Here is a 22,197-nt window from a genome sequence, read left to right on the forward strand (position 1 = left end):
CGGGTTGCGGTGGACGCTGGTTTACGCTGAGACGACGGCGTGGATAAGCGTACGGCAAAACCGTGTGGTCCTGGCACCCGTTGCAGGTGTCAAGCTGTCGGGTAGGCGAAAGCTGAACGGCAGCGACGGAGTCAACCAAGAACTCGTCTCCGGGGAGATCACGGCATAAGCCGTAAAGCCATTGCGCAGGGAAGGCCGGGTGTTCACCGCTGCCCTGTATGCTCGTGTGCAGCCTACTTAGTGCAAACCGCACACGGGACCGCGGGTGCAGCGCGCACCCGGTCTTCCCTGCGCCCTCATTTTCGAGGGTAAGGAAATTTCTGGCAAAGCTCGGGCGCATCGCGTCGCGGGAATGCGAAGCCACGTTTGGATGATGGTCGCACAACAAACACCGCCGTCGTCCCGGCCTTGAGCCGGGACCCATACGCCGCGGCCCATCGGTGAGAACGCAAGTGTCAAATATCTTCTGCAACAATGAGCATCACGCGGTATGGGTCCCGGCTCAAGGCCGGGACGACGAGCAGAGAGCGTGAGCGCTATGGTGGACTGGCGCCTCTACCCGAAGTGCATGGCCCCAGACCCGCGGCGTGAATTGACTTTGCGGCTAGACCGGCGGCAAATGTGTTCAACGAACAAATCCGAGGAAAACACCATGGTTGACGCGCTGATCATCGACGCCTGCAGGACACCGCGTGGCATTGGCAAGGCCGGCAAGGGTGCGCTCGCCGGTATCCATCCGCAGCAACTCGGCGCCACCGTGTTGCGGGCGCTGGCCGACCGCACCGGCATCAATACCGCTGACGTCGACGACATTATCTGGGGCACCAGTTCCCAACGCGGAGCGCAGAGCGGCGACCTCGGCCGGATGTCGGCGCTGGATGCCGGCTATGACGTGCGCGCCAGCGGCGTGACGCTGGACCGGTTCTGTGGTTCCGGCATCACCAGCGTCAACATGGCGGCCAACGCCATCATGGCGGGCTCCGAGGATCTCGTGATCGCCGGCGGCACCGAGATGATGTCCATGGAGGGCCGCCGCGGCGAGGGGCCGTTCATGATGGACAATGGCAATCTTCGTCTGCGCGCCCGGCACCCGCAGTCGCATCAGGGCGTCTGCGCCGATGCGGTGGCGACGCTGGAGGGTATTTCGCGTCAGGACGTCGATGAACTTGGTCTGGAGAGCCAGAAGCGGGCGGCCGCCGCCATTAAGGGCGGTCATTTCGACAGGAGCCTCGTGCCGGTTTTCCGCGAGGACGGCACCCTTGCGCTGGATCACGAGGAATATCCGCGCCCGCAGACCACGCTCGAAGGCCTTGCGGGACTGAAGCCCGCCTTTACCGCGGTGGCGGATTATCCGCTCGACGACAAGGGCACGACCTATCGTAACCTCATTCTGGACATGTACCCCGATCTCGACATCAACTTCATGCACCACGCCGGCAATTCCTCCGGCGTCGTCGACGGCTCGGCGGCAATTCTGCTGGCTTCACCGAATTATGCCAAGGCGCATGGCTTGAAGCCGCGGGCGCGCGTGGTCGCGATGGCGAACATGGGAGACTCTCCGACCTTGATGTTGAATGCGCCGGTGCCGGCGGCGCGCAAGGTATTGGCCAAGGCAGGTCTCACGCTCGATGATATCGATCTGTTCGAAATCAACGAGGCGTTCGCCGTCGTCGCCGAAAAATTCATCCGCGATCTCAAGCTCGACCGCGACAAGGTCAACGTCAATGGTGGCTCAATCGCGCTCGGTCACCCCATCGGCGCGACCGGTTCGATCCTGATCGGCACCGTTCTCGACGAACTCGAGCGGCGCGACCTCAGGCGCGGCCTGGTGACGATGTGCGCTGCCGGTGGCATGGCGCCTGCGATCATTATCGAGCGGGTCTAGGCGGCAGGAAAATGCAGCTCGAACGCCACGTCCTTGTCTGATGGCAACAGCCGGATCGATCCGCCGTGACTTGCCATCACGGCTTGGACGATCGCGAGTCCCATTCCGGTGCCACCGGTGTCGCGGCGGGTGGTGAAGAACGCGTCGAAGATCTTCTCCTGGTTGGCTTCCGATATCGGATCACCGTCGTTGCTCACCGTCATCTTGACCGTGGTGCCTTCATCGACCGCCGCCAGCCGCACAATCCCAGCGTTGTGACGAATGGCGTTGTCGGTCAGATGCGAAAGGACGATGAGTGCCTTCTCATTGGACATGCCGATCGAACGTTCGAGACAGCCGGTGGCGTCGATCGCACGGGTGGGAAAACGGCTCTTCAGCCCACTGATGACCTGGCTCAATTCGGCGTGCTCGTTCTGCGGCACGGTCTCCGCGCGCGCCAGTTCGCGCAGCCGCTGCGTCATCGCTTCCAGGCGCTCGGTGTCGCCCAGAATATTCGATACGAAATTCTTCTGCTCCATCCGAGTGAGATTGTCGGTCTCGCTCTGCAGCGAATCCAGCAAGAGTTCTGCGGCGCCCTTGATCGAGGTCAGCGGCGACTTGAGTTCGTGGGTGAGATGCGACGAGAAGGTCGCGATATAATCCGACCGCCTGGACAATTGCTCGGCCATGTCGAGAAAGCTGTGCGACAGCTGGGCAAACTCGCGGGTGCCGTAATGCGCCAGCGGCCGAAAGGCGTCGCGGTCGCCGCGACTGATACGGGCGGCGCGCTCGACCAGTTCACGCATCGGACGGGTGATGGTGCGGGAAAACACCAGGCCAATGATGACGGTGGCGAAGATGACGGCGAAGCCGGCAAGAATGAACTTGCCGCGCTCCTGATAGAGATGGTCGAAGATGTTGCTGGGCGTCCTCGACAGGTAGATGACGCCGGCAACGCGGTTGTTGACGACCACGGGCATGGCCGAAAATACGTGAACGCCGACGCCGCGGCTGAACGAGTAGATTGGCGGCGGGGGCTTGTCGGGGACCCTGATCCGCAACGCGGCGCGATACTGTCCCTGCAAGGCGGCCGCCACTTCCTCGATATGCGCCAGCGATTGGCCGACTTCGTTGCGGCCGGCGATCACCACGCCGCGGGGATCGAGAATCCGGAAACCCGCCAGCGTGACCTTCTGCGTTTCCAGGATGATCGGCATCAGCCGGGCCCCGATCTCGACGTAAGCCTGAGATGCGGGAGCACCGGCCGGCAGCGCGTCGGGCCGTCGCCGCAGCAGGTCGGCGCCGGCGGCAAGGTCGAGTGCCGGCCGGATTGGCGTCATCTTGTCGTCCGCAACGGGGCGCGCTTCGGGCGGGAGTTCAGCGCCCAGGACGACCCCGGCATTGAGGCGGGCTTCCACCTCCCGCGCATAGACCGCGGCCAACACCCGGCTTTGGGCAATCAGCTCGGCCTGGGTCTGGTGAATAAGCTGGTTGTCATAGAGCCGAAAGAAGAACAGTCCGACCAGAGGCAAGGCGGCCACCGCGGCCAACGCGGCAAAAATGATCATTCCGACCGACGGCCGCCATTTCTCGCCGGCCCGTGATGTCATGCGTGCGGCTCACATCGGCCGAGCTTGAAGCCAACGCCGTGGATGGTCTCGATGACATTGTCGCAATTCACCGCGGCCAGCTTGGCGCGGATATTGCGAATATGGCTGTCGATGGTGCGGTCCGACACCTGGATATTGAGCTGATAGGCGGCATTCATGATCTGCTCGCGGCTGAAGACCACCGATGGCCTGGTCAGAAAAGCCCTGAGGATTCCGAATTCGATGGCGGTCAGGCGAAGCGGTGTACCGGCGAACGCCGCAACATGCTGTTCCGGATCAACCAGCAGCCCGCCCTGGGAAAGCGCCGCTGTTGCCTCGGTGTCCGACCCACGCTGTGAGGTGCGGCGCAGGATGACATTCACCCGCGCGACGAGTTCGCGTGGGCTGAAAGGCTTGGTGACGTAATCGTCGCCGCCGATCTCGAGGCCCAGCACACGGTCGATCTCTTCGTCGCGTGCCGACAGAAACAGGATCGGAACGTCCGATGACTTTCGGATCTCCCGGCAGACATCCAATCCATCGAATTCCGGCATGCCGATATCGAGAATCAAGAGGTCCGGCCTGTCGGCGGCGAAGCGGGTCAAAGCTTCCTTGCCGTCCCGCGCCTCGAACACGGTCATCCCGGCCTTCCGAAGCGTGACCCGGATGACTTCGCGAATATGCAGGTCGTCATCGACGATGAGGATACGGTGTGTCAAACGTCTCTCCGGACAAAGGTCGTCGTCAACTTGCGGTCGAACTCTTCTGGGCGTCCAGAGTACGCTGGAGCCGCCAGCTCCGAAAACCCCAGGCGCGCCAGGAAGCCAAATCGTTGCGATGCTGTTCTACAAGGTAGTTGCGGCGGAAAACAAGGTTTGGATCGAAGCTGCGGAGGGCAATCGCCCTGTCGATGGCGGGCAAGGCCTGAGGGCCGAGGTGAAACAGATAGTTGATGTCGACCGTGAGACCCTTGCCCGAGACCTCGCGGCTATGATCGACATTGTAATTAGCGATGATGGCAGGGAAATTGACCAGCGAACAGACATAGAGCGTTGCGGTCAAAGTGATGAGGTTCGCGCGGATCAGCCAATCGTTCGAACGATTGAGCCTGATGCGGGCAACGATGAGCAACAGTCCGAACGCGACAAGCAGCATCCAGATGAAGGCAGCCACACGCCACCAGGTCAGCAGGTAAGTCTGCACATAGAGATCGAGCCGCAGGATGGATGACGCAACCAGCAGGACGTTCTGTGCGACCCACAGATACACCAGCGGCCGGATCACCTTCGACTGCTCGGCCGGGCCGCCGGGTCTCATCGCGATGAGTACGAATCCCGCAGCCAGCAACGCCGTGAGAATCAGGGGATAGGCGCCCCGATGCGCATAGGCCGCATAGCTGATATCGGCCGGCAGCGTCGCGTTGCCCCAGAGAAAGAACACGTCCAGAGCGGTTTGAACTGCAAACAGCAAGTTGAACAGGATCAGCGAACGCAGGATGGTCGCCACACCGAAGAAGTCGACGTCATGAACCGGCTTCTCCTGCGCCTCGGTTGCTGCCACGGTCAGATCGGCCGGCACCTCGGACTTGCGGCGCCACCGGACGTGGATAAAGGGCCAAACGAGCGACAAAGCGGCCGTCCAAAACAGCACCCGTCCCAGGCTGATATAGGAGGTGGCGCTGCCGGGGTTCAGCAGGCTGATCCATTTCTCAAGCAGCGGATTGGCCGATACGAACAGCAATACGAAAACGCCCCCGAGAACCACCGGAATGAGCCACACGGTGAAACCCGCCGTCAGCGCCGGGAGATTGAACGCGCTGATGGCGTCGCGGATCAATCTGAATGGACCGACCAGATAAAGGTCGCAGAGCGCGGCGGCTTGCTCGCCGACACCGGTCAATTTGCGATTCGTCGCCAGCGAGAGGCCGATGCCAATCGCCAGGACAATGAAGAAGAGCGAAGCGGCATTGAATTCCTCAACGGCCGGGATGAGGCTGGCGAGCACAAGGAGGCCCGCAAGCAGAGCCTGCGCCTTGTTCAGCCTGGTGAAATTGGCGAGCAGCGCGCCGCCGGTTAGCGCAATGGCGAAGATAACAGCGGATATTCCGGTTCGCTGACCGTAGAACAACCAGTCGGCCAACGCCGCGAGAGCCAGAGCAATGGCCGGCTTGATTGGGAAAGTATTTTCGCGAATTGAGCCTGCATGGGGTGCCGGCGTGGAGAATTCAGCCATCGTTGCGCTGCCTGTCTGGAGGGAAAAACTGCAGACCCGCGCCGTCGAGGGAGGCTCACAGAGCCAACAACCATCATTGGCTAGACGTGGAGGAATCGACATTCGAGGGTCGTCACCGGTTTGCAAGACGAGCTATGCGCGGCCGTTGTGCAAATGCCGGGAAGGCCGTCTGCAAGACTTCAGGATTCTTATGCAGTTTCCGTGCAGCCACGCTTATGCGCTCGCGCAGCAATAACAAGTTTGATACGGCGATGGTCTCGCCTTTAACACGCACACAGCATCGTCCTTCATGCAAATCATCAAACGTATCGGCGTCGGCCTGGTCTGGTTCGCGGGGTTGGCTTTCATTTTCGTCGCGGCGAACAAGAACGATCCTTATCTGATTGCGCTGCGTGGTACGGGTAATACCGTTCTTGTCGTGGCGAGTGTTGGCGTTCTCGCCTGCCTGATTTATGGCGGTTACTGGCGCGGGCGAGGGATCGCGGGAAAACTGCTGGTCCTGCTGTGGTGCCTGCCGCCGCTTTCAATGCTGTGCGCGCAAGCTTCTTTCGAGTTGCGCAAACGAAGCGTTCTGCAGACCGACGTCGCGCAGGCGCGTAGCCTCGGCCAGCATTTCATGGTGGGGTATTCATCATTCCCTGAGGTGGCTGCTTTGGCTGAGAAAGGCCTGATCGCCGGCATCTACATCACCAAGCACAATGTACGAAGAGCACCGGAGACGCTGAAATCCGAAATCTCGGCGCTTCAGGAAAAACGACGTGCCGCCGGTCTGCCGCCATTGATTGTCGCCGCCGACCAGGAAGGCGGCATCGTCTCGCATCTGTCGCCGCCCTTGACCAAATTGCCTGCGCTCTCGACGCTGGCGGGCCTTCCGCCGGATATTCGCGCCGAGAAAGCGAAGGCGTTCGGGCGAACTCATGGACAGGAACTGGCGGCGCTTGGCGTCAACCTCAATTTGGCGCCGGTGCTGGATTTGCGGCCCGACGCGAAGCGTAACCGGTTCGATTTCAACACGCTGATCGGCCAGCGCGCGATTTCAGACGACCCGGCCATCGTGGCCGACATCGCCAGGTCCTATGTGCATGGGCTTGAGGCCTTTGGCGTCGGCGCGACCGTGAAGCACTTTCCGGGACTGGGTCGGGTTCGCGCCGATACCCATCACTTCAGTGCCAGTCTCGACACACCTCTGGCGGAACTTGAAGCGTCCGACTGGCGGCCGTTTCGGGATGTGCTGGCGGGCTCCAGGGCGCAGTTAATGATCGGGCATGTGACGCTGACCGCTGTTGATCCCGACCGCGCGGCGTCGCATTCCCGGCTTGTGGTTGACGGCATCGTTCGCAAGATGTGGAATTATCAGGGCGTCATTATGACTGACGATCTGGTGATGGGCGCGATCTATCAGAACAATGTCTGCACAGCGGTGGTGGAAGCGCTCAATGCCGGCGTCGATCTGCTGCTGGTCGCCTTCGACGGTACGCAGTTTTATCGGATCTTTGCCTGCGCCAAGGAGGCATCTTCCAAAGGAAAACTCGATTCGGTAACGCTGCGCGACAGCGAGGCACGGCTGAAGCGCACGTTCCCGCTGGATTGAGGGTATCACTCCGTTGGTCAATATCGCGAGCCAAATGCAGGTTTGTAGTCCTGCCGCCTGGACCACGACGCGTAATAGGCAACGCCCGCCATGATCGCGATTCCGGCGATGCTGACCAGGAAATGCATGGCGAGCGAATTCGGTCCCGTGATCAGGAAGAAATGCCCTGCAAAGGAAAGGAAGACACCGGCACAGAAGACAGGCAACCATTCTTCCCCGCACTTCACGATCGGCCGCAGGGCTGGCCGTTGAAATCCATGCCAGTCTCTCGGGACCGCGAGCGAGAAGAGGAATGCAAGAGTGAGGAAATGAAGTACCCTGTAAGGGGCCAGATTTTCCTTTTCATTTGGAAGGAAGAAATTGAGCACGGCGTCAGGGACGATTCCAGCCAACTGCGGCACGTTTCCCGTTGCTGTCACGATCAACGCGAACAAGAGATAGAGCAAAGCCAGTATGCGGAGAATCGAAAGATCCTGGAACGAACGAATCGCCCGCATCTGCCTCGCGCTGCCCAACGCGAACCATGCGCCGAGCACGAACAGCAACTGCCAGGAGAACGGATTGAAATACCAGTGCCCGTCTGGAAATGAGGATAGATTCCAGTCGAATTTGCGGGCGGCGAGGTAAAGGACGATCGACCCGGCTGCCGTCACGTTCGGCCGGCGCAACATTCCGAACAGTACGAACGGAAAGAACACCATCAAAACGATGAAGAGCTGCAGCACATCGAGGTTGAGCGGCTTGGCCTGGAGCAGCAGGCCGTAAATCAATGTCCGGATCGTGTGGCCGAGGATTCCGGCGACATTGAATTCGTGGATGATTTCGGGCGCCGCCGATTTCCTGGCGACGTATCCGATCAAGTCGATATAGATCACGAACAGGACGACATAGGCGGCGTATAACTGCCATACGCGCCTGAAAATGCGGGTAGCGGTGACCAGGAAACCGCGCTCCAGCATCATTTTTCCATAGAGGATCGCGGCGGTATAGCCGCCGACAAACACGAACAGGTCGGTTGCGCCGCTGAATCCGAAATTCCGCAGGGTCAACACGCTGACCGCGTTATGCGGAATGTGATCCAGAAATATGAACCAGGCAGCGATACCAAGCAGCAGACTGAGCCGGGGATCGCCGTCGCGTGCGGCAATCTCGACCTTCATTGACGGAAACATGGAGCGTAAGAACTTTGCAAGCCGGAGAAAATCGAATCGGTTATGTAGCGCAATTGCGTGCGCCGGCCGAGTAGACTTTGCGTGAAGAATATTTAAGGAAGCCGGCGGCGATCAAAGCCCGTTAATGATCACATTATTTTGACGACGGAATAGGGGCGCGCGAGTTCAGACGGTTTCATGTTTTCGCAGGTCGCGTTGGTGGTCGAATTGGTCGGCCTGCAGATCGACGCTTGCCGCGGCAATATCGGGAAGCGCGGCTTCGTTCAGAATGTCGGCGGTGATGTCCTCGACGGAGGAATCGACGATTTCACGGACGAAGCTGATGTTCCTGTATTCACCCGACGCAATCCGCGAGATGACCTCGCGCCGGGTAATTTCAGGATCGACAATGGCTTCACGGCCGCGACGGCCGTAATCGATCATCACGACGAAATACTGCATGCTTGGCAATCTGTCAGTCACCCTGGAACGGATGACTACAGTATTTCTGAAAATCGGAAAAGTCAAGCAAAAGTTCGGAAAAGCAGCAACCAAGGCGAATTTGGCCCTGTTCCCGAAGGCCGGTCGGCCGAATCACCTGACGGCCTTAACCTTCCGAATCGCTCCCTTTCTCCGGCATCCCGTCCGCTATTTTGCCTTCCCGGCCTTGCGTGTCTTCGCAGCTGCCTTATTGCGCAGGCGTTCGATCTGGCCCCGCGGCAGGGTGACGCAGATCTCGCCGATCCATTCGAGTTTCACGCCCGTGATCGGCTTGGCGTTGAAGCTCTTGAGATTGACCAGAGGTGAGGACTTTCCTCGCTCGATCGTCTTCAAATAGCGCTCGCCGGTCTTCAGGCGCACGACAGCCTCTTCGCCGTAGAAGCTCGACAGCGGATGGCGCTGCTCGCGGAAAACCACGATAACGTCGCCATTTTCGTACTTTGGCAGCATGGAATCGCCTGCAACTTCAAAGGCGATGGTCTCTTCGGCCATCGGGAAGGGCAGTTCGACCTCGCCGAGGCCTTCCGGCGGCACCTGTTCGTGTTCCGGCTCGATCGTTGCGCCGGCGCCGACCCGGCCCATGATCGGCACCGAATTCAGCCCGAGATACTCCGTGATCGGACCGATCTCGGATGCCTTGATCAGCCGTATCCCGGACAGGATTTCCGAGACTGCGCCCGCACGAACCCCCATGGCCTCCGCCAAGCCCCCCTTGCTCTTGCCTGTCCTCTCAAGTGCCCGTTCGATCATTTTGACGTCCAGCATGGTTCTTCCTTTCCCGAATTTCGGAAACACTAGCAGTTACGATAACCAGAAATCAAGCTTGACTTTTCGTTCGGAATATCGGAAATAGATGGAGGCGTCGGGGCGGCGTTCAAAGAAACAGGAAATTCGGTAATGGAACCAACAGACTGGGCGCCCGAGCACTCGGGCGCGCTGCGGGAGCTTTTTGCCCTGCATTTGTCCTTTGCCCGGATCGCGGCAGCTATCAACAGGAAATTCAACACAGCTTACTCGCGCAATGCGGTGCTGAGCCGTGCCAAGCGGATGGGGCTCGCCTGGAACCATCGGACCGAATCGTCCCCATGCGGGCAGCCGCGGTTAGACCGGCCGGGCGAAATTCACCTGGTAAAGTCGACATCGCCCAGGTTTCCATGGCCGGTGCCACCGTTTAGAGGGACGAAGCCGGTCGAACTGCGTTGTGTCGGGATCGATCCGCGTCATCTTTCCCTGATCGAACTGGAACGCGGCGATTGCCGCTACCCTTGCGGCGGGGACGAAGAGGGCGAAGCCATCACCTTCTGCGGTCATCCACGCCGGCCCGGCTCGAGTTACTGCACACCGCATTTTCATTTGAGCCGCGGCCCCGGCACGCCATCGGAACGCACGGCGTGCACTGTCTTGCTCAAGCTGGTTGAGACGGCATGAACAGCAACGCCAGGTTCTTCCGGGCGCAATCCAAATCCCACCGTCCCTGTAAGGAGATCATCCGATATGCCGAGAGCAAAACGGAACAAACCGTATAACCCTGCACAGGTACATGACCGGAAATCCCGGGATTTGCCACGCAACGCCGAGGTCGCGACCGTCGAGGTCGACAATCCCCTGGCGCTGGAGCCGGGTGAGAAGATCGTTACCCTGCGCTCCATCCGCAACGATCCGCTTGCCCGTCTGCATTCGCATCGCCAGATCGACGAGGCGCAGTACCAGGGCGGGCGGGCCTTTCAGAGCGATTGGGAGAGAGCCGAACGCGGCCCGCGCGCCGTCGATCCGACCAGGGAGTACGTGGATGGTGGGCAGATGCGGGAGCCGATCACGGAGGGGCAGCGCAAGGCCGTGCTGCGGCTCAATCGCGCCGAGCGCGAGCTGGGGGCCGATGGTTCGGCGCTGGTGCATGACGTCCTGGTTCACGGCTTGACCATGGAGCAGGTCGGGCAGAGGCGGGGATTGCGCACGCAGCGCTGGAAAGACTATTTCGCACGCCGATTCTGCGAATGCCTCGACCGGCTGGCGCTGATCTATGGGTTCGCGACAGCCAATCCGGCAAAAACGCCCCCGCGATGAAGGTTATTCCAGCCCAGCGCGGCGAAAACCTTCCAAATAATGCTCCCGATCCGCCTCGAGCTTCCAGGGCAGCTGCGTCGCAATCCAGGCCAGTGAGATATTGGGCTGGGTCCGCCGCAGCTCCTCGAGTGCAGCTTTGGCGACGTCGATCTTCCCGGCCATGCCGGCGGCCACCGTCAGCACGCGGTAGGCGCCGCTGAGATCGCCGCGCTGGCGGGTCGCTTCGCGCGCGAGCGAAATCGCCTCGCCATAGTTCCTGCCGACGAACTGGGCATAGGCGGCGACGCCGTAATAGATCGCGGACGAAGGATCGCGCGGGCTCTGGCGGATGGCGCGTTGCGCGGCCGCATAGGAGTCCTGCCATCGCCCGCAATAGGACAGCGCCAATGCGTAGTATCCTTGTGCTAGCGAGAAGTTCGGGTTGAGCTGCAGCGCCAGCTCAAATTCCGCCAGGGCGTGGTCGAGGCGACGTGTGGAGAAATAGACGCTGGCGAGCGCGGTATGCGCCCACGCATCCTCGCTGTCGGCGGCGATGGCTGCGAGCGCGGCGCGCTCGGCGATGGGTGCTACGGTCGTAATGTCCGCCCAGCCCAGATGCACGCCGAACATGTGGTTGGTGGCGATCAAGGCCAGCGCCTGGCCGTAATTCGGATCGATCGCAATCGCCTGTTCCAGGAGCGTCTGAGCGGCGGCGCTGTCCGTGCGCGTCACGCGCCAATGATGCGACAGCGCCCGCATAACAAGGTCCCACGCGTCCACGCTGTTCGGGGGTTTGCGCCGGCTGCGGAAGTTTTCGGCGGCGTAGATCTGCGGCTCGATCGCCGCGACGATGGCGTCGGTGATCTCGTCCTGCACGGCGAATACGTCGACCAGATCGCGGTCGTAATGCTCTGCCCAGACGTGGCTGCCGGTCGCAGTGTCGTTCAGCTGCGCGGTGATGCGCACGCGATCGCCGCTCTTGCGCACGCTGCCTTCGAGGACGTAGCGCACCCCCAGTTCGGCGGCGACCTGCTTCAGGTGCACCGCCTTGCCCTTGTAGGAAAACGACGAGTTGCGGGCGATGACGAAGAACCAGCGCAATTTCGACAGCGCGGTGATGATGTCTTCGCTGATCCCGTCAGAGAAGTATTCCTGTTCCTGGTCGCCGCTCATGTTGTCGAACGGCAATACGGCAATCGCCGGTCGATCCGGTAACGGCAAGGGCCGGGGGGCCGGCTCGGCAGCTGTCTTCGCTGGCTCGGGGGTCGGATGAACGCCATTCACGTGCTGGTTCACGGCTCCAACGAAGCGAAGACCCTTTCGCGGAATTGTCCGGATCAGCCGTTGCTCCTTGCCGCAGTCGCCGATGGCGTTTCGGGCGGCGTTGATGCGGCTGTCGAGCGTTGAGTCCGACACGGTCCGACCGCCCCAAACCAGCGCGATGAGATCGTTCCGGCTGACGACGTGATCGCGATGCTTCAACAGATGAACCAGCAGGTCGAACACTTGCGGCTGCATCGCAACCAGTTCGCCGTCGCGGCGCAACTCGCGAAGATTGGTGTCCAGAGCGTACTTGTCGAAGTCAAATTTCACGTGCGTTGTCGCATCCGTTCTTAACAAACAATCAAGTCCATCTCATGGAGAGATCAAGCGTCAGGCAAAGTCTTGTCGGCGTGTTTCAGCCATTCTGCAAAAACCGAAGTCGCGATCCCATTGCTCTCCACGGAGTTCATGTCATGTCCGAAGCCCGAGCCATTGGCTCAGTCATGCCGACAAATCGAATGCTCAAGTTCACTGCATTTCTGTTCGGCGCTGTGGCCTATTTCACATTTCTCTTCACGATTTTGTATGCGGTCGGGTTCGTATCGGACCTGGTCGTGCCGAAGGCCATCGATACCGGCGCGAATTCGCCCGTTTTTGAAGCAATCGTCGTCAATCTCGCCTTGCTGTCGCTGATTGCCATTCAACACGGCGTGATGGCGCATAAGGGCCTTAAACCATGGTGGACGCAGTTTATCCCGAAACCGTTCGAGCACAGCACCTATGTGCTGTTCGCCAGCCTGACGCTCCTACTGCTGTTCTGGCAATGGCGGCCGATTCCGGCCGTCGTCTGGCAGATCGAAGAGCCCGAAATGGCCGCAACGATGGCCATATTGTCATTTGTCGGCTGGGTGATCGTGTTCACCAGCACGGTCCTGAGCAATCATTTGTTCGGACTGCATCAGGTCACCAACCGCCTGACCGGTCGGCAGGTGCCGCCACCGACCCTCCCGACGCCGCTGCTGTACAATATCGCGCGGCATCCGATCTATCTCGGCTTCATCATCGCGTTCTGGGCGGCCCCCACCATGAGCGTCGGACATCTGTTGTTCGCGGCGGTGACCACGGCCTACATCTTCATCGGGATATTGCTCGATGAGCGACCTCGTCGACATGCTTGACGAGGACTATCTTCATTACAAACAGCGGGTATCGATGCTGTTCCAGTGGCGCAAATTGATCCGATTGGACCCTTCAATTGTCTGTAAGGAGACAGAGGCTATGAAGCATACGGGAAATTGTTTCTGTGGTGCGGTCGAAGTGCAGGTGACGGGGTCGCCGGAGGGCATGGGGTACTGCCATTGCAGCTCGTGCCGGTCGTGGTCCGGCGGGCCGGTGAATGCCTTTACGCTGTGGAAGCCGGAAGCGGTGGAGATCACTTCGGGCAAGCAGCACGTCGCGACATTCGAGAAGACACCGATGAGCCAACGCAAATACTGCGCGAAGTGTGGCGGGCATCTGATGACGAGCCATCCTACGCTAGGACTCGTCGACGTCTTCGCCGCGACGCTCCCGACACTCCGCTTCACGCCGGGCGTGCATATCAATTATGCCGAGACCGTGCTGCCGATGCGTGATGGCTTGCCCAAGCTGAAGGACTTTCCCGCCGAGTTGGGTGGTTCCGGTCAAGCCGTTCCCGAATGAGAGAATGAGCTTTCCATAACGGGAACGACGTGGCGAACCGGGTCCGCCGTGCAATCGCCTTGAAGCGTCGCCGCTCGATCCCTGGGTAGACCCGGATCGGGCGGCGTTCGCTTTTGGAGAGAGCTATGTGAGAGGCAGGTCCCGCCCTGCAAATTCGGGGTTTGGCGTTACCTATGGGCTTCCGGTAAAAGGCCTTGAAACGCCTTTCGCGGCGATGGCTATCTGTTCCGCCAGGCAAAATAAAACGAGGAAATGCCCGACATGACTGCCAGACCGCAATTGCCGGAGCGCACGCCGCGCGCCAAGGGCGAACCGACCGCCCTCGATGGTCTGCTGGTCGTCGATTTCACCCGTGTTGTTGCAGGGCCCGCCTGTACGCAAACGCTGGCCGACTTTGGCGCCGAGGTGATCAAGATCGAAAATCCGGATGGCGGCGACGATACGCGTCATTATGAACATGCGGAAATCGGCGGCGAGAGTGCGGCCTTCCTCAGTCTCAACCGCAACAAGCGCGGAATTGCGCTCGATTTCACCAATCCGGCGGCGCTGGAGGTCGCGCGCGAACTGATCGCGAAAGCGGACGTCGTGGTGGAGAATTTCTCTGGCGGCGTGATGAAGAAGTTCGGCCTCGACTATGCATCCGTCGTTTCGACCAATCCGCGACTGATCTATTGCTCGATCTCGGCCTATGGCCGCAAGGGAGAGCTCGCCCTGCGCCCCGGGTTCGATCCGATCACACAGGCCGAAAGCGGTTTTATGTCGCTGAATGGCTTTCCGGATGCTCAGCCGGTACGAACCGGCCCGCCGATCGTGGACATGGCGACGGGAATGTCGGCGTGCAACGCGATTTTGCTGGCTCTGATCGCGCGCGACCGGCTCGGCCGTGGCCAGCAGGTTGAGGTGGCGTTGATCGACACCGCGGTAGCGATGACCGGCTTTTATGGCATGGCGTACCTGATCAGCGGCGAGAACCCTGGTCGTTTCGGTAATTCACCGAACGGCTCACCGACGGTCGGCGTGTATCAGGCCGCCGACGGGCCGCTCTATATGGCCTGTGCCAACGACCGGCTGTACCGCCGCCTTGTGACCGAAGTGCTGGAACGGCCCGACCTCGTAACCGACCCTGAGTTCGCCCACCGGAAAAACCGAACGGCCAACAAGGAAAAGCTGCGCGCCATCATTGCCGGCGTTTTTGCCAGCGACCGGCTCGAGAACTGGATGGCGAAGATGAAAAAGGCGAACATACCGGTCGGCTATCTGCGCACCGTGGAGGAGGGTTTCAACGCGCCGGAAGTGCGCGACCGCGATCGCCTCAGCCACATCCCGCATCCGACCGCTGGTTCAGTGCCCAACATCGAAACGCCGCTCAATATGAGCCTCACGCCGACGATCGATCCCGTCGCTGCGCCGCTGCTCGGCGAGCACACCAAGGAAGTGCTGCGCAAGACGCTGGGATACGATGACCGCCGTATCGCTGATTTGGCCGAGGCGGGGGCTTTCGGAAAGACTGGTAACACCGGCTGATCGGCCGGCTTTCGTTTCCAATCGTGTCTCCGGTGCGGGGCTGATCCATTCGGACCGGTCCCGGCACCGCACATTTTCCGCCGACGCTCTCGACGCGCTGAATCGGGCCGTTTCGGCCGTTCAGTTCGGCTTGCTGCGCAGGTTGTTTTTTGGCATAGTTGCAACCTGTTCAGGCTCCGCGCGATCGATTTCCAGACGAGCCATGCGAAGTATCAGGGTCGCCGTCGTCAGGCCGAGCCGTTCGGCTTCTTGCGCAGCAGTATCTACTTTCTGGGCCAAGCCCTCACGTTTACCTGGATATGCCATTCCTGTTCCTCTTCTAAGGTGCGAGATGAAAAATCCCACTTATGTTGCAGAGCTGCAGAAGAAACTCGGAGCTCCATCGAGCGAAACGATCGAAAGCCTGCGACTGTTGAAGGCTTTCGTGAAACTTCCGTCCGGTCAGCGTTCCGAAATCATCGAGCTGGTCGAACGGGTGGCGGCGGACCCTTTGTCTAACGATCCCGCATTGTCGTGACCCCCATTGCATGCGCGCCTTGCTTCAATTATTCGCCGCCGGTGGACGGGTCGCGATCGCGTAGACGGCGCCGCCCTCCAGCGCTTCGGATTGGTGGAGCGTGCCGGCGGGCAGGTGGATGGTATCGCCCGCGCCGACGATGCGCTCGCCGCCATCCCACGTGAAATTCAGCCGGCCGCTAATGATCACGAGGATTTCATCTACCGGATGGGTGTGAAAGCGATGCACCTTGCCCGCGGCGTCATGCTGCAATTCGATGCTGCCTTGCTCGGGGAGCAGGTCCAGGATGACGGGATCGATAGCGAACTCGGTTTTCTGACTTGCAATGATTTGGGTCATGCCGCTTGCTCCTTGTCTTCGATTTGAGACGGTTTGCTCTGCGCGAGCTTGGCGAAGGGACAGCCTCCTCCGGATTCGTTATCGTCATGCAGGAAGTATTGCTGATACTCGCGCCCGTCGGCCGCACCGTAACGGCCGAGATGCGGTGAGGGGCTTGCATTGTCGTAGGGAATGAGCCGCTTGCGTACTTCGGCGAACGCGGCGTTGGTGGCCTTTTCGCTACCGAGGATCTTCTCGAACACCCATCGTGGCTGGAAGGTGAGCATGAAGGCGCTCGACCGGCGGCTTTGCCGCATCACGTGTGCCGGCGTCGTGCACACCACGAAAATCGGCTCTCCGGCGAATGAGAACTCCCACATCGGATGATCGATCTGTTCCGGGATCTCCGCCGGCCATGGACTCTTGTCGAGCCGCGCCAACTGGTCGAGCGTCAGCCACATCTTGCGGTAATAGGCGTCAAGCGTCTGCACCGGGCGAGGTCGGGTGAATACGATCAACGAAGTGTTGGGACCGTACGATCTGGACTCGGAGACGTATTGTGCGAGTTGGACCCCTAGAATCTCGACGTCGTAGGGATCGAGGAACAGATAGCGCAACTGGTCCTGCCGATGGCCGGTCACACCGAAAACACAGGGAAAAGGCCTCGCTTCGCTGCTCATCTGGGCTTCGAATTCGGAGAACATGACGCTTTGCCAACTGCTCACCGGATACTTCGAAGCGACTTCCTCTTTTCTCAAAAATAAACGCTCCATAACGCCCCCTCTACGTTCAATACGTCTAGCGAACTATCAATTTGGTCCTCATCAATAACGGCCCGGCGATACCCGGCAGCGACATGAGCAGCAGAATTCCGATAAGCATGCTGTAACCGGCGTCGCCGATCGCGGCAGCGCCTTGCATGCCGCCGCTGGCGGCAAGCGGACTGGCGGCAATCATGGCGAACCCGATGACGGGCTGTGCCGCGCCGGCGAAAATTCCCGCGGCCGTCGTGTTCACGGACGCGCCGACGCCGATAAGGTCGGATGTGTATAATTTTTTGGTGCATTTCAGCACCAGGGGCACCGTCCCGCCGGCGACAAGTCCGAGCGCCGTAAACACGATGGTAACGTAGATCAGTCCGAACGCCTGTGCGATCGGCGGCAGCAGCATTGCAATCAGCACCATCCGCAGCACGCAGATGCGGATCAGCGCGATGTCGAGCGCGGATGCTGCGCGGTCAGCCATGTGACCGAGAAAGATCGAGCCGACCGCGTTACCGATCATGAAGGCGAGCAGGGGAGTGGCGGCCGCCGTCGGCGAGATATTGAAGAAGTGCGCCACCATCGGAATGCCCCAGACGCCCGACAATGTCGTTACGACGGCGAAGTGGGAGGCAAAAGTCATGGCGCAGCCCCAGTTGGCGAGCTGAGTCAGAGATTGTCCGGCGGCCAGAACGACGCCCTTCAACGTCTTGTTGCTGCGCGACACCGGATCAGGCTTCAGCACGACCTTGGCGAAGGCAAGGTTGGCCAATCCGACGGCGGCGATGAACAGGAAACACGCGCGCCAGCCGAAGCCGGTTACCGCGGCCGCGAGTGGTGTCGTCGCGATGACCCCGCCGACGTAGCCGGATACTTGCGAGATGCCTGACATCACGCCGAACCGCTCGTCGCTGAAGCTCTGCGCCACGAGCTTCAACAGCGCCGTGAATACCAGCGCGTCGCCGCAAGCGATGACGAGGCGCGCCGCAAAAACGTCGAGCATATTCGGCGCCAGCGCAAACGCAGCGCTCCCGAGCGAGGATGCCACCATACTGAACAGCACCACGCGCTTGACGCCGTAACGGTCGACCAGAAGACCCGCCGGAATCTGCATCAAGGTGTAGCCCCAGAAGTAGCTGGAGGCGAGCATCGCGACGCCGGCGGCGTCGGTGCTGAAGTCGTGCATGAGGTTCAGGCTGACCGTTTGCGGCGACACGCGCTGCAGGAACGCGATGGCGTAGGCGATGGCCACCGCTGCCCAGGCCAGATAGGCGCGATCGGTAAACCGCGAGACCGGTGCGATGATGGCCTGTTGTCCGGGCATCGACATCATACCCTCGCGTATCCGACCGAGAACAGGGCATCGGCCGTATCGGGAATCACACGGGACATCGCGGCGTCGACCAGCGACGCCACGCCATGATAGTCCTGCCGGTGGTGCTTAATGTGGCCGTAGGCGCCCCGCATGATCATGCCGGGCAGTTCCAGCAGCTTGCCGGGGTACAGCGAGGAGCACATCTCAATGCAGGCCGCTTGCAGTGCGGGATCCTGCGTGTCCCCAAGCAGCGAGGGGGCAACCTTCTCGCAGATCTTGGCATTGGCGGCCCATACGATGGGATTTCGCGTCCGCCATCCATAGAGCACGCTGTCACCCTTCTCGGCGGCGCCTGAGCGCCTCAGAACTTCCGAGGTGAAAAAGCCGTAGAGCCCGAGGCCCTGATGGGCGGGGAGCACTTCGGTTCCACTGCGATAGATTGCAAGTCCACTGGAGATACTCAGCACGCGATAGACTGAAAACGCGGCCAGTCCTGAGCTGCTAAAAACCAGAATGAGGCTGAACTTGCTGTCGAACGGGGAGGCGTTCGCCGTCCAATGCGGCTCGCTGGCTTTCCAGTTGACGGCGATGATGCCGTTCATCGCGTCCATCAGCGGTTGGCGGTCGGAGGCTGCAACGCTTGATGCATCCGGGAAGCTGTAGACCGCGTAGTCTGTCCAGGGCGATTTGATCGCCTGATACCGGCTGCCCAGATTTCGCGTCATCGCCGAACTCCAGTTACGCCCCTGAGCTATACAGGCGAGCCTCGAATGGCTTAAAGGACAATATGCCCTCGAAATCTGCCAAACCCCGACGCCCCGCACCGCGTGAAACGCCATCCACGCGGCGTATCGCGATCGTCGCCTTTCCGGGCGTGACCCTGCTGGATATCTCCGGTCCGGCCCAGGTGTTCGCGGAGTTGGCGGCGATCGAGTTGCCTGGTCCGGGCTATTCCCTGTCCTATTTGTCAGCCTCGGGAGGGTTGGTGCCGACAGACGTCGGGATGATGGTGGATACCGCCGCGATCGACAGCGTCCGGCCGCATCAGGTCGATACGCTGGTGATCCCGGGCGGCCCCGGTATTTGGGATATCCGCGACGACGCCCGGCTGATGCAGTGGATTTCGCAGGCGCTGCCCAAGGCACGCCGGGTGGCATCGGTGTGTCTCGGGGCGTTCGCGCTGGCCTGGACCGGCGCGCTGGACGGAAAGCGCGCCGCAACCCATTGGCGCTATTGCCCGAGGCTGCAGGACAGCTTCCCCAACATCCGCGTCGAGCCGAACGCGATCTTCGTCAAGGACGGGCGGGTCTGGTCATCGGCTGGCGTCAGCGCCGGCATCGATCTGGCGCTGGCCATGATCGAGGAGGATTTCGGCCACACCACCGCGCTCGACGTTGCGCGAAGGCTGGTGGTGTTTCTCAAACGGCCCGGCGGCCAGAGCCAATTCTCCACCGTGCTCGCCGCGCAAGCCTCCGACGTCGAGGGGCGCTTCAGCGCGTTGCACGCATGGATCATCGAGAATATCGCAAGCGATCTCAGGGTCGAAACACTCGCCGCGAAGGCCGGAATGACGCCTCGGACTTTTGCTCGCACCTATGCCAGCCGCACCGGAATGACGCCGGCGAGCGGTGTCGAAGCGCTGCGGGTGGAAACCGCACGTCTGTTGCTGGAAAGCAGGCAGGTCGGTGGCGTGATCGAGGTCGCCAAACGCGCCGGCTTCGGCGATGACGAACGCATGCGCCGCGCGTTCCTGCGCCACCTCGGCGTATCGCCCACCGAATACAGGAGCCGTTTTTCGGGCGGTTGAGCGGCACCGCCGGGGCCCAGCGGCCACGAAGTTCCCCTGTGTTAGTCCCCAAAATGCGCCAAGCTCTGACGTTTTTGGCCACAATCCAAATCGACCGTGACGACATGAAAACGCTGGCCATCATTTCGATTCTTGCGCTGCTCACGGTTTCCGGCGCGGCCTATACCGACCAGCTTTTCACGGGCGATCAGCAGACGACGCGATGGGCGGATTGAACGCGCCTCACAAGCATCTTGGGGACGACCAGCATGCTTTCAATTGATCAATTCTTGCGATTCATCAGCGTGCCGGCCGTGATGGCGGCATTCCTGATTGCGTCCTAGGTCTCGGGCGCGGGAATTTTCCATTCCAAGCCGATGTACCTCGCCAGCGAATAGCAGCCTCCCGTTCCAGCACCGGATTAAGCCGTTCAAAGCGGTAGCTTTTCCCATTTGTCTGCGGCTAATGTGCCGCCAAAACGGGAGAGAAACAGCATGAATGATGGGATCCCTATCCGGCCGGCGATGAACGTCGAACTCGGTGCCAGCGGCGAAGAATTCCAGAATCTCCACGAATTCGTGCGCAAAGCCCGGGCCCGGCTGAACCAGAACGCCTGGGACTATATCGTCGGGGCCTCAGAGACCGAGACGACCATGCGCCGCAACCGCATGGCCCTCGATGAGATCGCATTCCGGCCGCGGGTCCTGCGCAATGTCGCCCAGGTCGACGCGTCGACCGAAGTATTTGGCCGCAAGTTACGCCTGCCGGTGATGATCGCGCCCGTCGGTGCGCTGGAGATTTTCGATCCCGATTCAGGTGCTGCGGTGGCGCGGGGAGCCGGGACGTTCGGCGCTGCCCATATGCTCAGTTCGGTCTCCGAGCCCGGGCTTGAGGCTACGGCAAAAGCAGCGCCCGATGCGCTGCGCATCTTTCAGCTTTACGTTCGCGGCGACGATGCCTTTGTCGAAGATACCGTCAGCCGCACGATCGAAAACGGCTATGCCGCGTTTTGCCTGACGGTCGACACCGCCCATTACAGCCGGCGCGAACGCGATATCGCCAAGCGCTATGTCCGCGAAAGCCGCATCCGCGCTACCGGCGGCGACTTCCAGAAGGGGCTGGAATGGCGCACCGTGAAGCTAATCAAGGACAAGTATAAAATCCCGCTGGTGCTCAAGGGCATCGCGACCGCGGAAGATGCGGTGATTGCGCTCGATCATGGGGTGGACTGGATCTACGTGTCGAACCACGGCGGACGCCAACTCGACCATGGCCGCGGCTCGATGCATGTGCTGCCAGAAATCGTAGACGCCGTTGCCGGCCGCGCCAAGATCATGGTCGACGGCTCGTTCTGCCGCGGCACCGACATTGTGAAGGCGATCGCCTCGGGTGCCGATCTCGTCGGCATCGGCCGCCTGCAATGCTGGGCGCTCGCCGCCGCGGGAGAGTCCGGCATCGTTCGGATGCTGGAATTGCTGGAGGATGAAGTGATCCGGTGTCTCGGATTGCTCGGCGTCACCAGCCTTGCAGAGCTCGACAAATCCTATCTGCATGCGGCGATGCCGACCAACCTGCCGAGCGTGTTCAGCGCATTTCCGCTGCTGGATGTTGAACCCTATCGGTACTGAGCACGGTGCATTGTCAGGTGCGCACAAGAAGCTGCCGCGATGCAGACAAAATCTGATCGAAATGTGCCGATAGTCGAAAGGAGTGATGGACAATCCTTTCGCTGAATTCAGCCTCGAAAAAGCTATCGGCCTTCGTTGGACGCTGCGGGACATTCAGGCCCGTCGGCTGAAAATGTCGCCTGTCAGCGACGAGGATATGCACGTTCTGACCGAACTCGGCCTGATTGAGTTGCGAGACGAGGGGCCGGTGGTGACGGAGGCAGGGGCCGCTTTGCTGTAATCCGCTCTAGCGGGCCTTCAGGAAGCTCTCGCCGGAGTCGCACGGTGTGCATCGGTAAGTCAGTACATCATAATTTTGATCGCGTGGCTCGATCGTGGCCAGCCTCATTTGCGCGCCGCATTTGATGCAGGGC

Annotated in this window: 23 protein-coding genes; 11 read left to right on the forward strand and 12 right to left on the reverse strand. The window is 60.8% G+C overall.

The features are described 5' to 3' along the window. The first annotated feature begins 652 nt into the window (after window positions 1–652). Complete coding sequence (locus tag JQ558_RS16220; protein ID WP_212274791.1) at window positions 653–1,885, forward strand: acetyl-CoA C-acetyltransferase; 1,233 nt, start codon at window positions 653–655, stop codon at window positions 1,883–1,885. Here the strand turns inward: JQ558_RS16220 and JQ558_RS16225 are convergent. The 3 genes from JQ558_RS16225 to JQ558_RS16235 are packed head-to-tail and all read right to left on the reverse strand — an operon-like array spanning window position 1,882 to window position 5,787. Beyond that, window positions 1,882–3,474 (reverse strand): ATP-binding protein, encoded by a 1,593-nt coding sequence (locus tag JQ558_RS16225; protein ID WP_212294217.1) that lies wholly within the window; start codon window positions 3,472–3,474, stop codon window positions 1,882–1,884. The two genes, JQ558_RS16220 and JQ558_RS16225, sit on opposite strands and share 4 nt — an antisense overlap. Further along, the gene (locus JQ558_RS16230) at window positions 3,471–4,172 is read right to left on the reverse strand and encodes a response regulator transcription factor (RefSeq protein ID WP_212294218.1); all 702 of its coding nucleotides are present in this window, start codon (window positions 4,170–4,172) and stop codon (window positions 3,471–3,473) included. Before JQ558_RS16230 ends, JQ558_RS16225 begins: the two co-directional genes overlap by 4 nt. Window positions 4,173–4,197: 25 nt before the next feature. Continuing rightward, window positions 4,198–5,787, reverse strand: coding sequence for a DUF4173 domain-containing protein (locus JQ558_RS16235; protein ID WP_249142500.1), 1,590 nt, complete (start codon window positions 5,785–5,787; stop codon window positions 4,198–4,200). A 187-nt stretch (window positions 5,788–5,974) separates the two neighbouring features. Here JQ558_RS16235 and JQ558_RS16240 point away from each other — a divergent pair, with 187 nt between their 5' ends. Next, window positions 5,975–7,276: a glycoside hydrolase family 3 protein gene (locus JQ558_RS16240; protein WP_212294219.1), complete on the forward strand. Its 1,302-nt coding sequence runs from the start codon at window positions 5,975–5,977 to the stop codon at window positions 7,274–7,276. Between the two features lie 17 nt (window positions 7,277–7,293). Here JQ558_RS16240 and JQ558_RS16245 read toward each other — a convergent pair whose 3' ends face one another. The 3 genes from JQ558_RS16245 to JQ558_RS16255 all read right to left on the reverse strand — a co-directional run bounded on the left by JQ558_RS16245 (window position 7,294) and on the right by JQ558_RS16255 (window position 9,693). Beyond that, window positions 7,294–8,448 (reverse strand): OpgC domain-containing protein, encoded by a 1,155-nt coding sequence (locus JQ558_RS16245; RefSeq protein ID WP_212210043.1) that lies wholly within the window; start codon window positions 8,446–8,448, stop codon window positions 7,294–7,296. Between the two features lie 165 nt (window positions 8,449–8,613). Continuing rightward, window positions 8,614–8,889 carry a hypothetical protein gene (locus tag JQ558_RS16250; RefSeq protein WP_212294220.1) on the reverse strand — a complete coding sequence of 92 codons (276 nt, stop codon included), beginning with the start codon at window positions 8,887–8,889 and terminating at the stop codon, window positions 8,614–8,616. Window positions 8,890–9,075: 186 nt separating this feature from the next. Continuing rightward, complete coding sequence (locus JQ558_RS16255) at window positions 9,076–9,693, reverse strand: XRE family transcriptional regulator (protein WP_212034764.1); 618 nt, start codon at window positions 9,691–9,693, stop codon at window positions 9,076–9,078. Between the two features lie 132 nt (window positions 9,694–9,825). On the opposite strand from JQ558_RS16255, the gene JQ558_RS16260 reads away from it, so the two are divergent. Further along, window positions 9,826–10,356, forward strand: coding sequence for a GcrA family cell cycle regulator (locus tag JQ558_RS16260; RefSeq protein WP_212294221.1), 531 nt, complete (start codon window positions 9,826–9,828; stop codon window positions 10,354–10,356). 66 nt (window positions 10,357–10,422) lie between these two features. After that, window positions 10,423–10,992 (forward strand): DUF6456 domain-containing protein, encoded by a 570-nt coding sequence (locus JQ558_RS16265; RefSeq protein ID WP_212274796.1) that lies wholly within the window; start codon window positions 10,423–10,425, stop codon window positions 10,990–10,992. A gap of 3 nt (window positions 10,993–10,995) precedes the next feature. On the opposite strand, the gene JQ558_RS16270 is transcribed toward JQ558_RS16265, so the two are convergent. Next, window positions 10,996–12,564, reverse strand: a complete 1,569-nt coding sequence (locus JQ558_RS16270; protein WP_212294222.1) for a winged helix-turn-helix domain-containing protein — start codon at window positions 12,562–12,564, stop codon at window positions 10,996–10,998. 44 nt (window positions 12,565–12,608) lie between these two features. On the opposite strand from JQ558_RS16270, the gene mddA reads away from it, so the two are divergent. The 3 genes from mddA to JQ558_RS16285 all read left to right on the forward strand — a co-directional run bounded on the left by mddA (window position 12,609) and on the right by JQ558_RS16285 (window position 15,459). Further along, a complete protein-coding gene (mddA, locus tag JQ558_RS16275) occupies window positions 12,609–13,412 on the forward strand; it encodes a methanethiol S-methyltransferase (protein WP_249142501.1) in 804 nt (267 codons plus the stop codon). A 100-nt stretch (window positions 13,413–13,512) separates the two neighbouring features. Then, on the forward strand, window positions 13,513–13,935 hold the full coding sequence (locus tag JQ558_RS16280; protein WP_212294357.1) for a GFA family protein: 423 nt from the start codon (window positions 13,513–13,515) through the stop codon (window positions 13,933–13,935). A 261-nt stretch (window positions 13,936–14,196) separates the two neighbouring features. Continuing rightward, window positions 14,197–15,459: a CaiB/BaiF CoA-transferase family protein gene (locus JQ558_RS16285; RefSeq protein WP_212274798.1), complete on the forward strand. Its 1,263-nt coding sequence runs from the start codon at window positions 14,197–14,199 to the stop codon at window positions 15,457–15,459. A 120-nt stretch (window positions 15,460–15,579) separates the two neighbouring features. Here JQ558_RS16285 and JQ558_RS16290 read toward each other — a convergent pair whose 3' ends face one another. Continuing rightward, entirely contained in the window at window positions 15,580–15,765 is a 186-nt protein-coding gene (locus JQ558_RS16290) for a hypothetical protein (protein ID WP_212210050.1), read from the reverse strand. Between the two features lie 25 nt (window positions 15,766–15,790). Between JQ558_RS16290 and JQ558_RS16295 the strand changes: the two genes are divergently transcribed. Beyond that, complete coding sequence (locus JQ558_RS16295; RefSeq protein ID WP_212294223.1) at window positions 15,791–15,976, forward strand: hypothetical protein; 186 nt, start codon at window positions 15,791–15,793, stop codon at window positions 15,974–15,976. Window positions 15,977–16,000: 24 nt separating this feature from the next. On the opposite strand, the gene JQ558_RS16300 is transcribed toward JQ558_RS16295, so the two are convergent. The 4 genes from JQ558_RS16300 to JQ558_RS16315 all read right to left on the reverse strand — a co-directional run bounded on the left by JQ558_RS16300 (window position 16,001) and on the right by JQ558_RS16315 (window position 19,095). Then, window positions 16,001–16,315 (reverse strand): cupin domain-containing protein, encoded by a 315-nt coding sequence (locus tag JQ558_RS16300; protein WP_212294224.1) that lies wholly within the window; start codon window positions 16,313–16,315, stop codon window positions 16,001–16,003. Beyond that, window positions 16,312–16,998, reverse strand: coding sequence for a YqcI/YcgG family protein (locus JQ558_RS16305; protein WP_249142502.1), 687 nt, complete (start codon window positions 16,996–16,998; stop codon window positions 16,312–16,314). The genes JQ558_RS16300 and JQ558_RS16305 overlap by 4 nt, the downstream gene beginning before the upstream one ends. A 94-nt stretch (window positions 16,999–17,092) precedes the next feature. After that, complete coding sequence (locus JQ558_RS16310; protein ID WP_212294226.1) at window positions 17,093–18,385, reverse strand: MFS transporter; 1,293 nt, start codon at window positions 18,383–18,385, stop codon at window positions 17,093–17,095. After that, on the reverse strand, window positions 18,385–19,095 hold the full coding sequence (locus tag JQ558_RS16315) for a hypothetical protein (RefSeq protein ID WP_212294227.1): 711 nt from the start codon (window positions 19,093–19,095) through the stop codon (window positions 18,385–18,387). The genes JQ558_RS16310 and JQ558_RS16315 overlap by 1 nt, the downstream gene beginning before the upstream one ends. A gap of 62 nt (window positions 19,096–19,157) precedes the next feature. Here JQ558_RS16315 and JQ558_RS16320 point away from each other — a divergent pair, with 62 nt between their 5' ends. The 3 genes from JQ558_RS16320 to JQ558_RS16330 all read left to right on the forward strand — a co-directional run bounded on the left by JQ558_RS16320 (window position 19,158) and on the right by JQ558_RS16330 (window position 22,064). Next, the gene (locus JQ558_RS16320; protein WP_212210055.1) at window positions 19,158–20,177 is read left to right on the forward strand and encodes a GlxA family transcriptional regulator; all 1,020 of its coding nucleotides are present in this window, start codon (window positions 19,158–19,160) and stop codon (window positions 20,175–20,177) included. 473 nt (window positions 20,178–20,650) lie between these two features. Then, window positions 20,651–21,784 carry an alpha-hydroxy acid oxidase gene (locus JQ558_RS16325; RefSeq protein ID WP_212294228.1) on the forward strand — a complete coding sequence of 378 codons (1,134 nt, stop codon included), beginning with the start codon at window positions 20,651–20,653 and terminating at the stop codon, window positions 21,782–21,784. An 85-nt stretch (window positions 21,785–21,869) separates the two neighbouring features. Next, window positions 21,870–22,064, forward strand: coding sequence for a hypothetical protein (locus JQ558_RS16330; RefSeq protein ID WP_212274801.1), 195 nt, complete (start codon window positions 21,870–21,872; stop codon window positions 22,062–22,064). The last annotated feature ends 133 nt before the right edge of the window (window positions 22,065–22,197 follow it).

The organism is Bradyrhizobium sp. AUGA SZCCT0160, from assembly GCF_018130105.1.
In the GTDB taxonomy this organism is placed as follows: domain Bacteria; phylum Pseudomonadota; class Alphaproteobacteria; order Rhizobiales; family Xanthobacteraceae; genus Bradyrhizobium.

Coding starts and splice junctions, on each gene's coding strand:
- JQ558_RS16220 (WP_212274791.1), top strand. CDS start 653: ATGGTTGACGCGCTGATCATCGACGCCTGCAGGACACCGCGTGGCATT.
- JQ558_RS16225 (WP_212294217.1), bottom strand. CDS start 3,474: ATGACATCACGGGCCGGCGAGAAATGGCGGCCGTCGGTCGGAATGATC.
- JQ558_RS16235 (WP_249142500.1), bottom strand. CDS start 5,787: ATGTCGATTCCTCCACGTCTAGCCAATGATGGTTGTTGGCTCTGTGAG.
- JQ558_RS16240 (WP_212294219.1), top strand. CDS start 5,975: ATGCAAATCATCAAACGTATCGGCGTCGGCCTGGTCTGGTTCGCGGGG.
- JQ558_RS16245 (WP_212210043.1), bottom strand. CDS start 8,448: ATGTTTCCGTCAATGAAGGTCGAGATTGCCGCACGCGACGGCGATCCC.
- JQ558_RS16250 (WP_212294220.1), bottom strand. CDS start 8,889: ATGCAGTATTTCGTCGTGATGATCGATTACGGCCGTCGCGGCCGTGAA.
- JQ558_RS16255 (WP_212034764.1), bottom strand. CDS start 9,693: ATGCTGGACGTCAAAATGATCGAACGGGCACTTGAGAGGACAGGCAAG.
- JQ558_RS16260 (WP_212294221.1), top strand. CDS start 9,826: ATGGAACCAACAGACTGGGCGCCCGAGCACTCGGGCGCGCTGCGGGAG.
- JQ558_RS16265 (WP_212274796.1), top strand. CDS start 10,423: ATGCCGAGAGCAAAACGGAACAAACCGTATAACCCTGCACAGGTACAT.
- mddA (WP_249142501.1), top strand. CDS start 12,609: ATGGAGAGATCAAGCGTCAGGCAAAGTCTTGTCGGCGTGTTTCAGCCA.
- JQ558_RS16280 (WP_212294357.1), top strand. CDS start 13,513: ATGAAGCATACGGGAAATTGTTTCTGTGGTGCGGTCGAAGTGCAGGTG.
- JQ558_RS16285 (WP_212274798.1), top strand. CDS start 14,197: ATGACTGCCAGACCGCAATTGCCGGAGCGCACGCCGCGCGCCAAGGGC.
- JQ558_RS16290 (WP_212210050.1), bottom strand. CDS start 15,765: ATGGCATATCCAGGTAAACGTGAGGGCTTGGCCCAGAAAGTAGATACT.
- JQ558_RS16295 (WP_212294223.1), top strand. CDS start 15,791: ATGAAAAATCCCACTTATGTTGCAGAGCTGCAGAAGAAACTCGGAGCT.
- JQ558_RS16300 (WP_212294224.1), bottom strand. CDS start 16,315: ATGACCCAAATCATTGCAAGTCAGAAAACCGAGTTCGCTATCGATCCC.
- JQ558_RS16305 (WP_249142502.1), bottom strand. CDS start 16,998: ATGTTCTCCGAATTCGAAGCCCAGATGAGCAGCGAAGCGAGGCCTTTT.
- JQ558_RS16310 (WP_212294226.1), bottom strand. CDS start 18,385: ATGTCGATGCCCGGACAACAGGCCATCATCGCACCGGTCTCGCGGTTT.
- JQ558_RS16315 (WP_212294227.1), bottom strand. CDS start 19,095: ATGACGCGAAATCTGGGCAGCCGGTATCAGGCGATCAAATCGCCCTGG.
- JQ558_RS16320 (WP_212210055.1), top strand. CDS start 19,158: ATGCCCTCGAAATCTGCCAAACCCCGACGCCCCGCACCGCGTGAAACG.
- JQ558_RS16325 (WP_212294228.1), top strand. CDS start 20,651: ATGAATGATGGGATCCCTATCCGGCCGGCGATGAACGTCGAACTCGGT.
- JQ558_RS16330 (WP_212274801.1), top strand. CDS start 21,870: ATGGACAATCCTTTCGCTGAATTCAGCCTCGAAAAAGCTATCGGCCTT.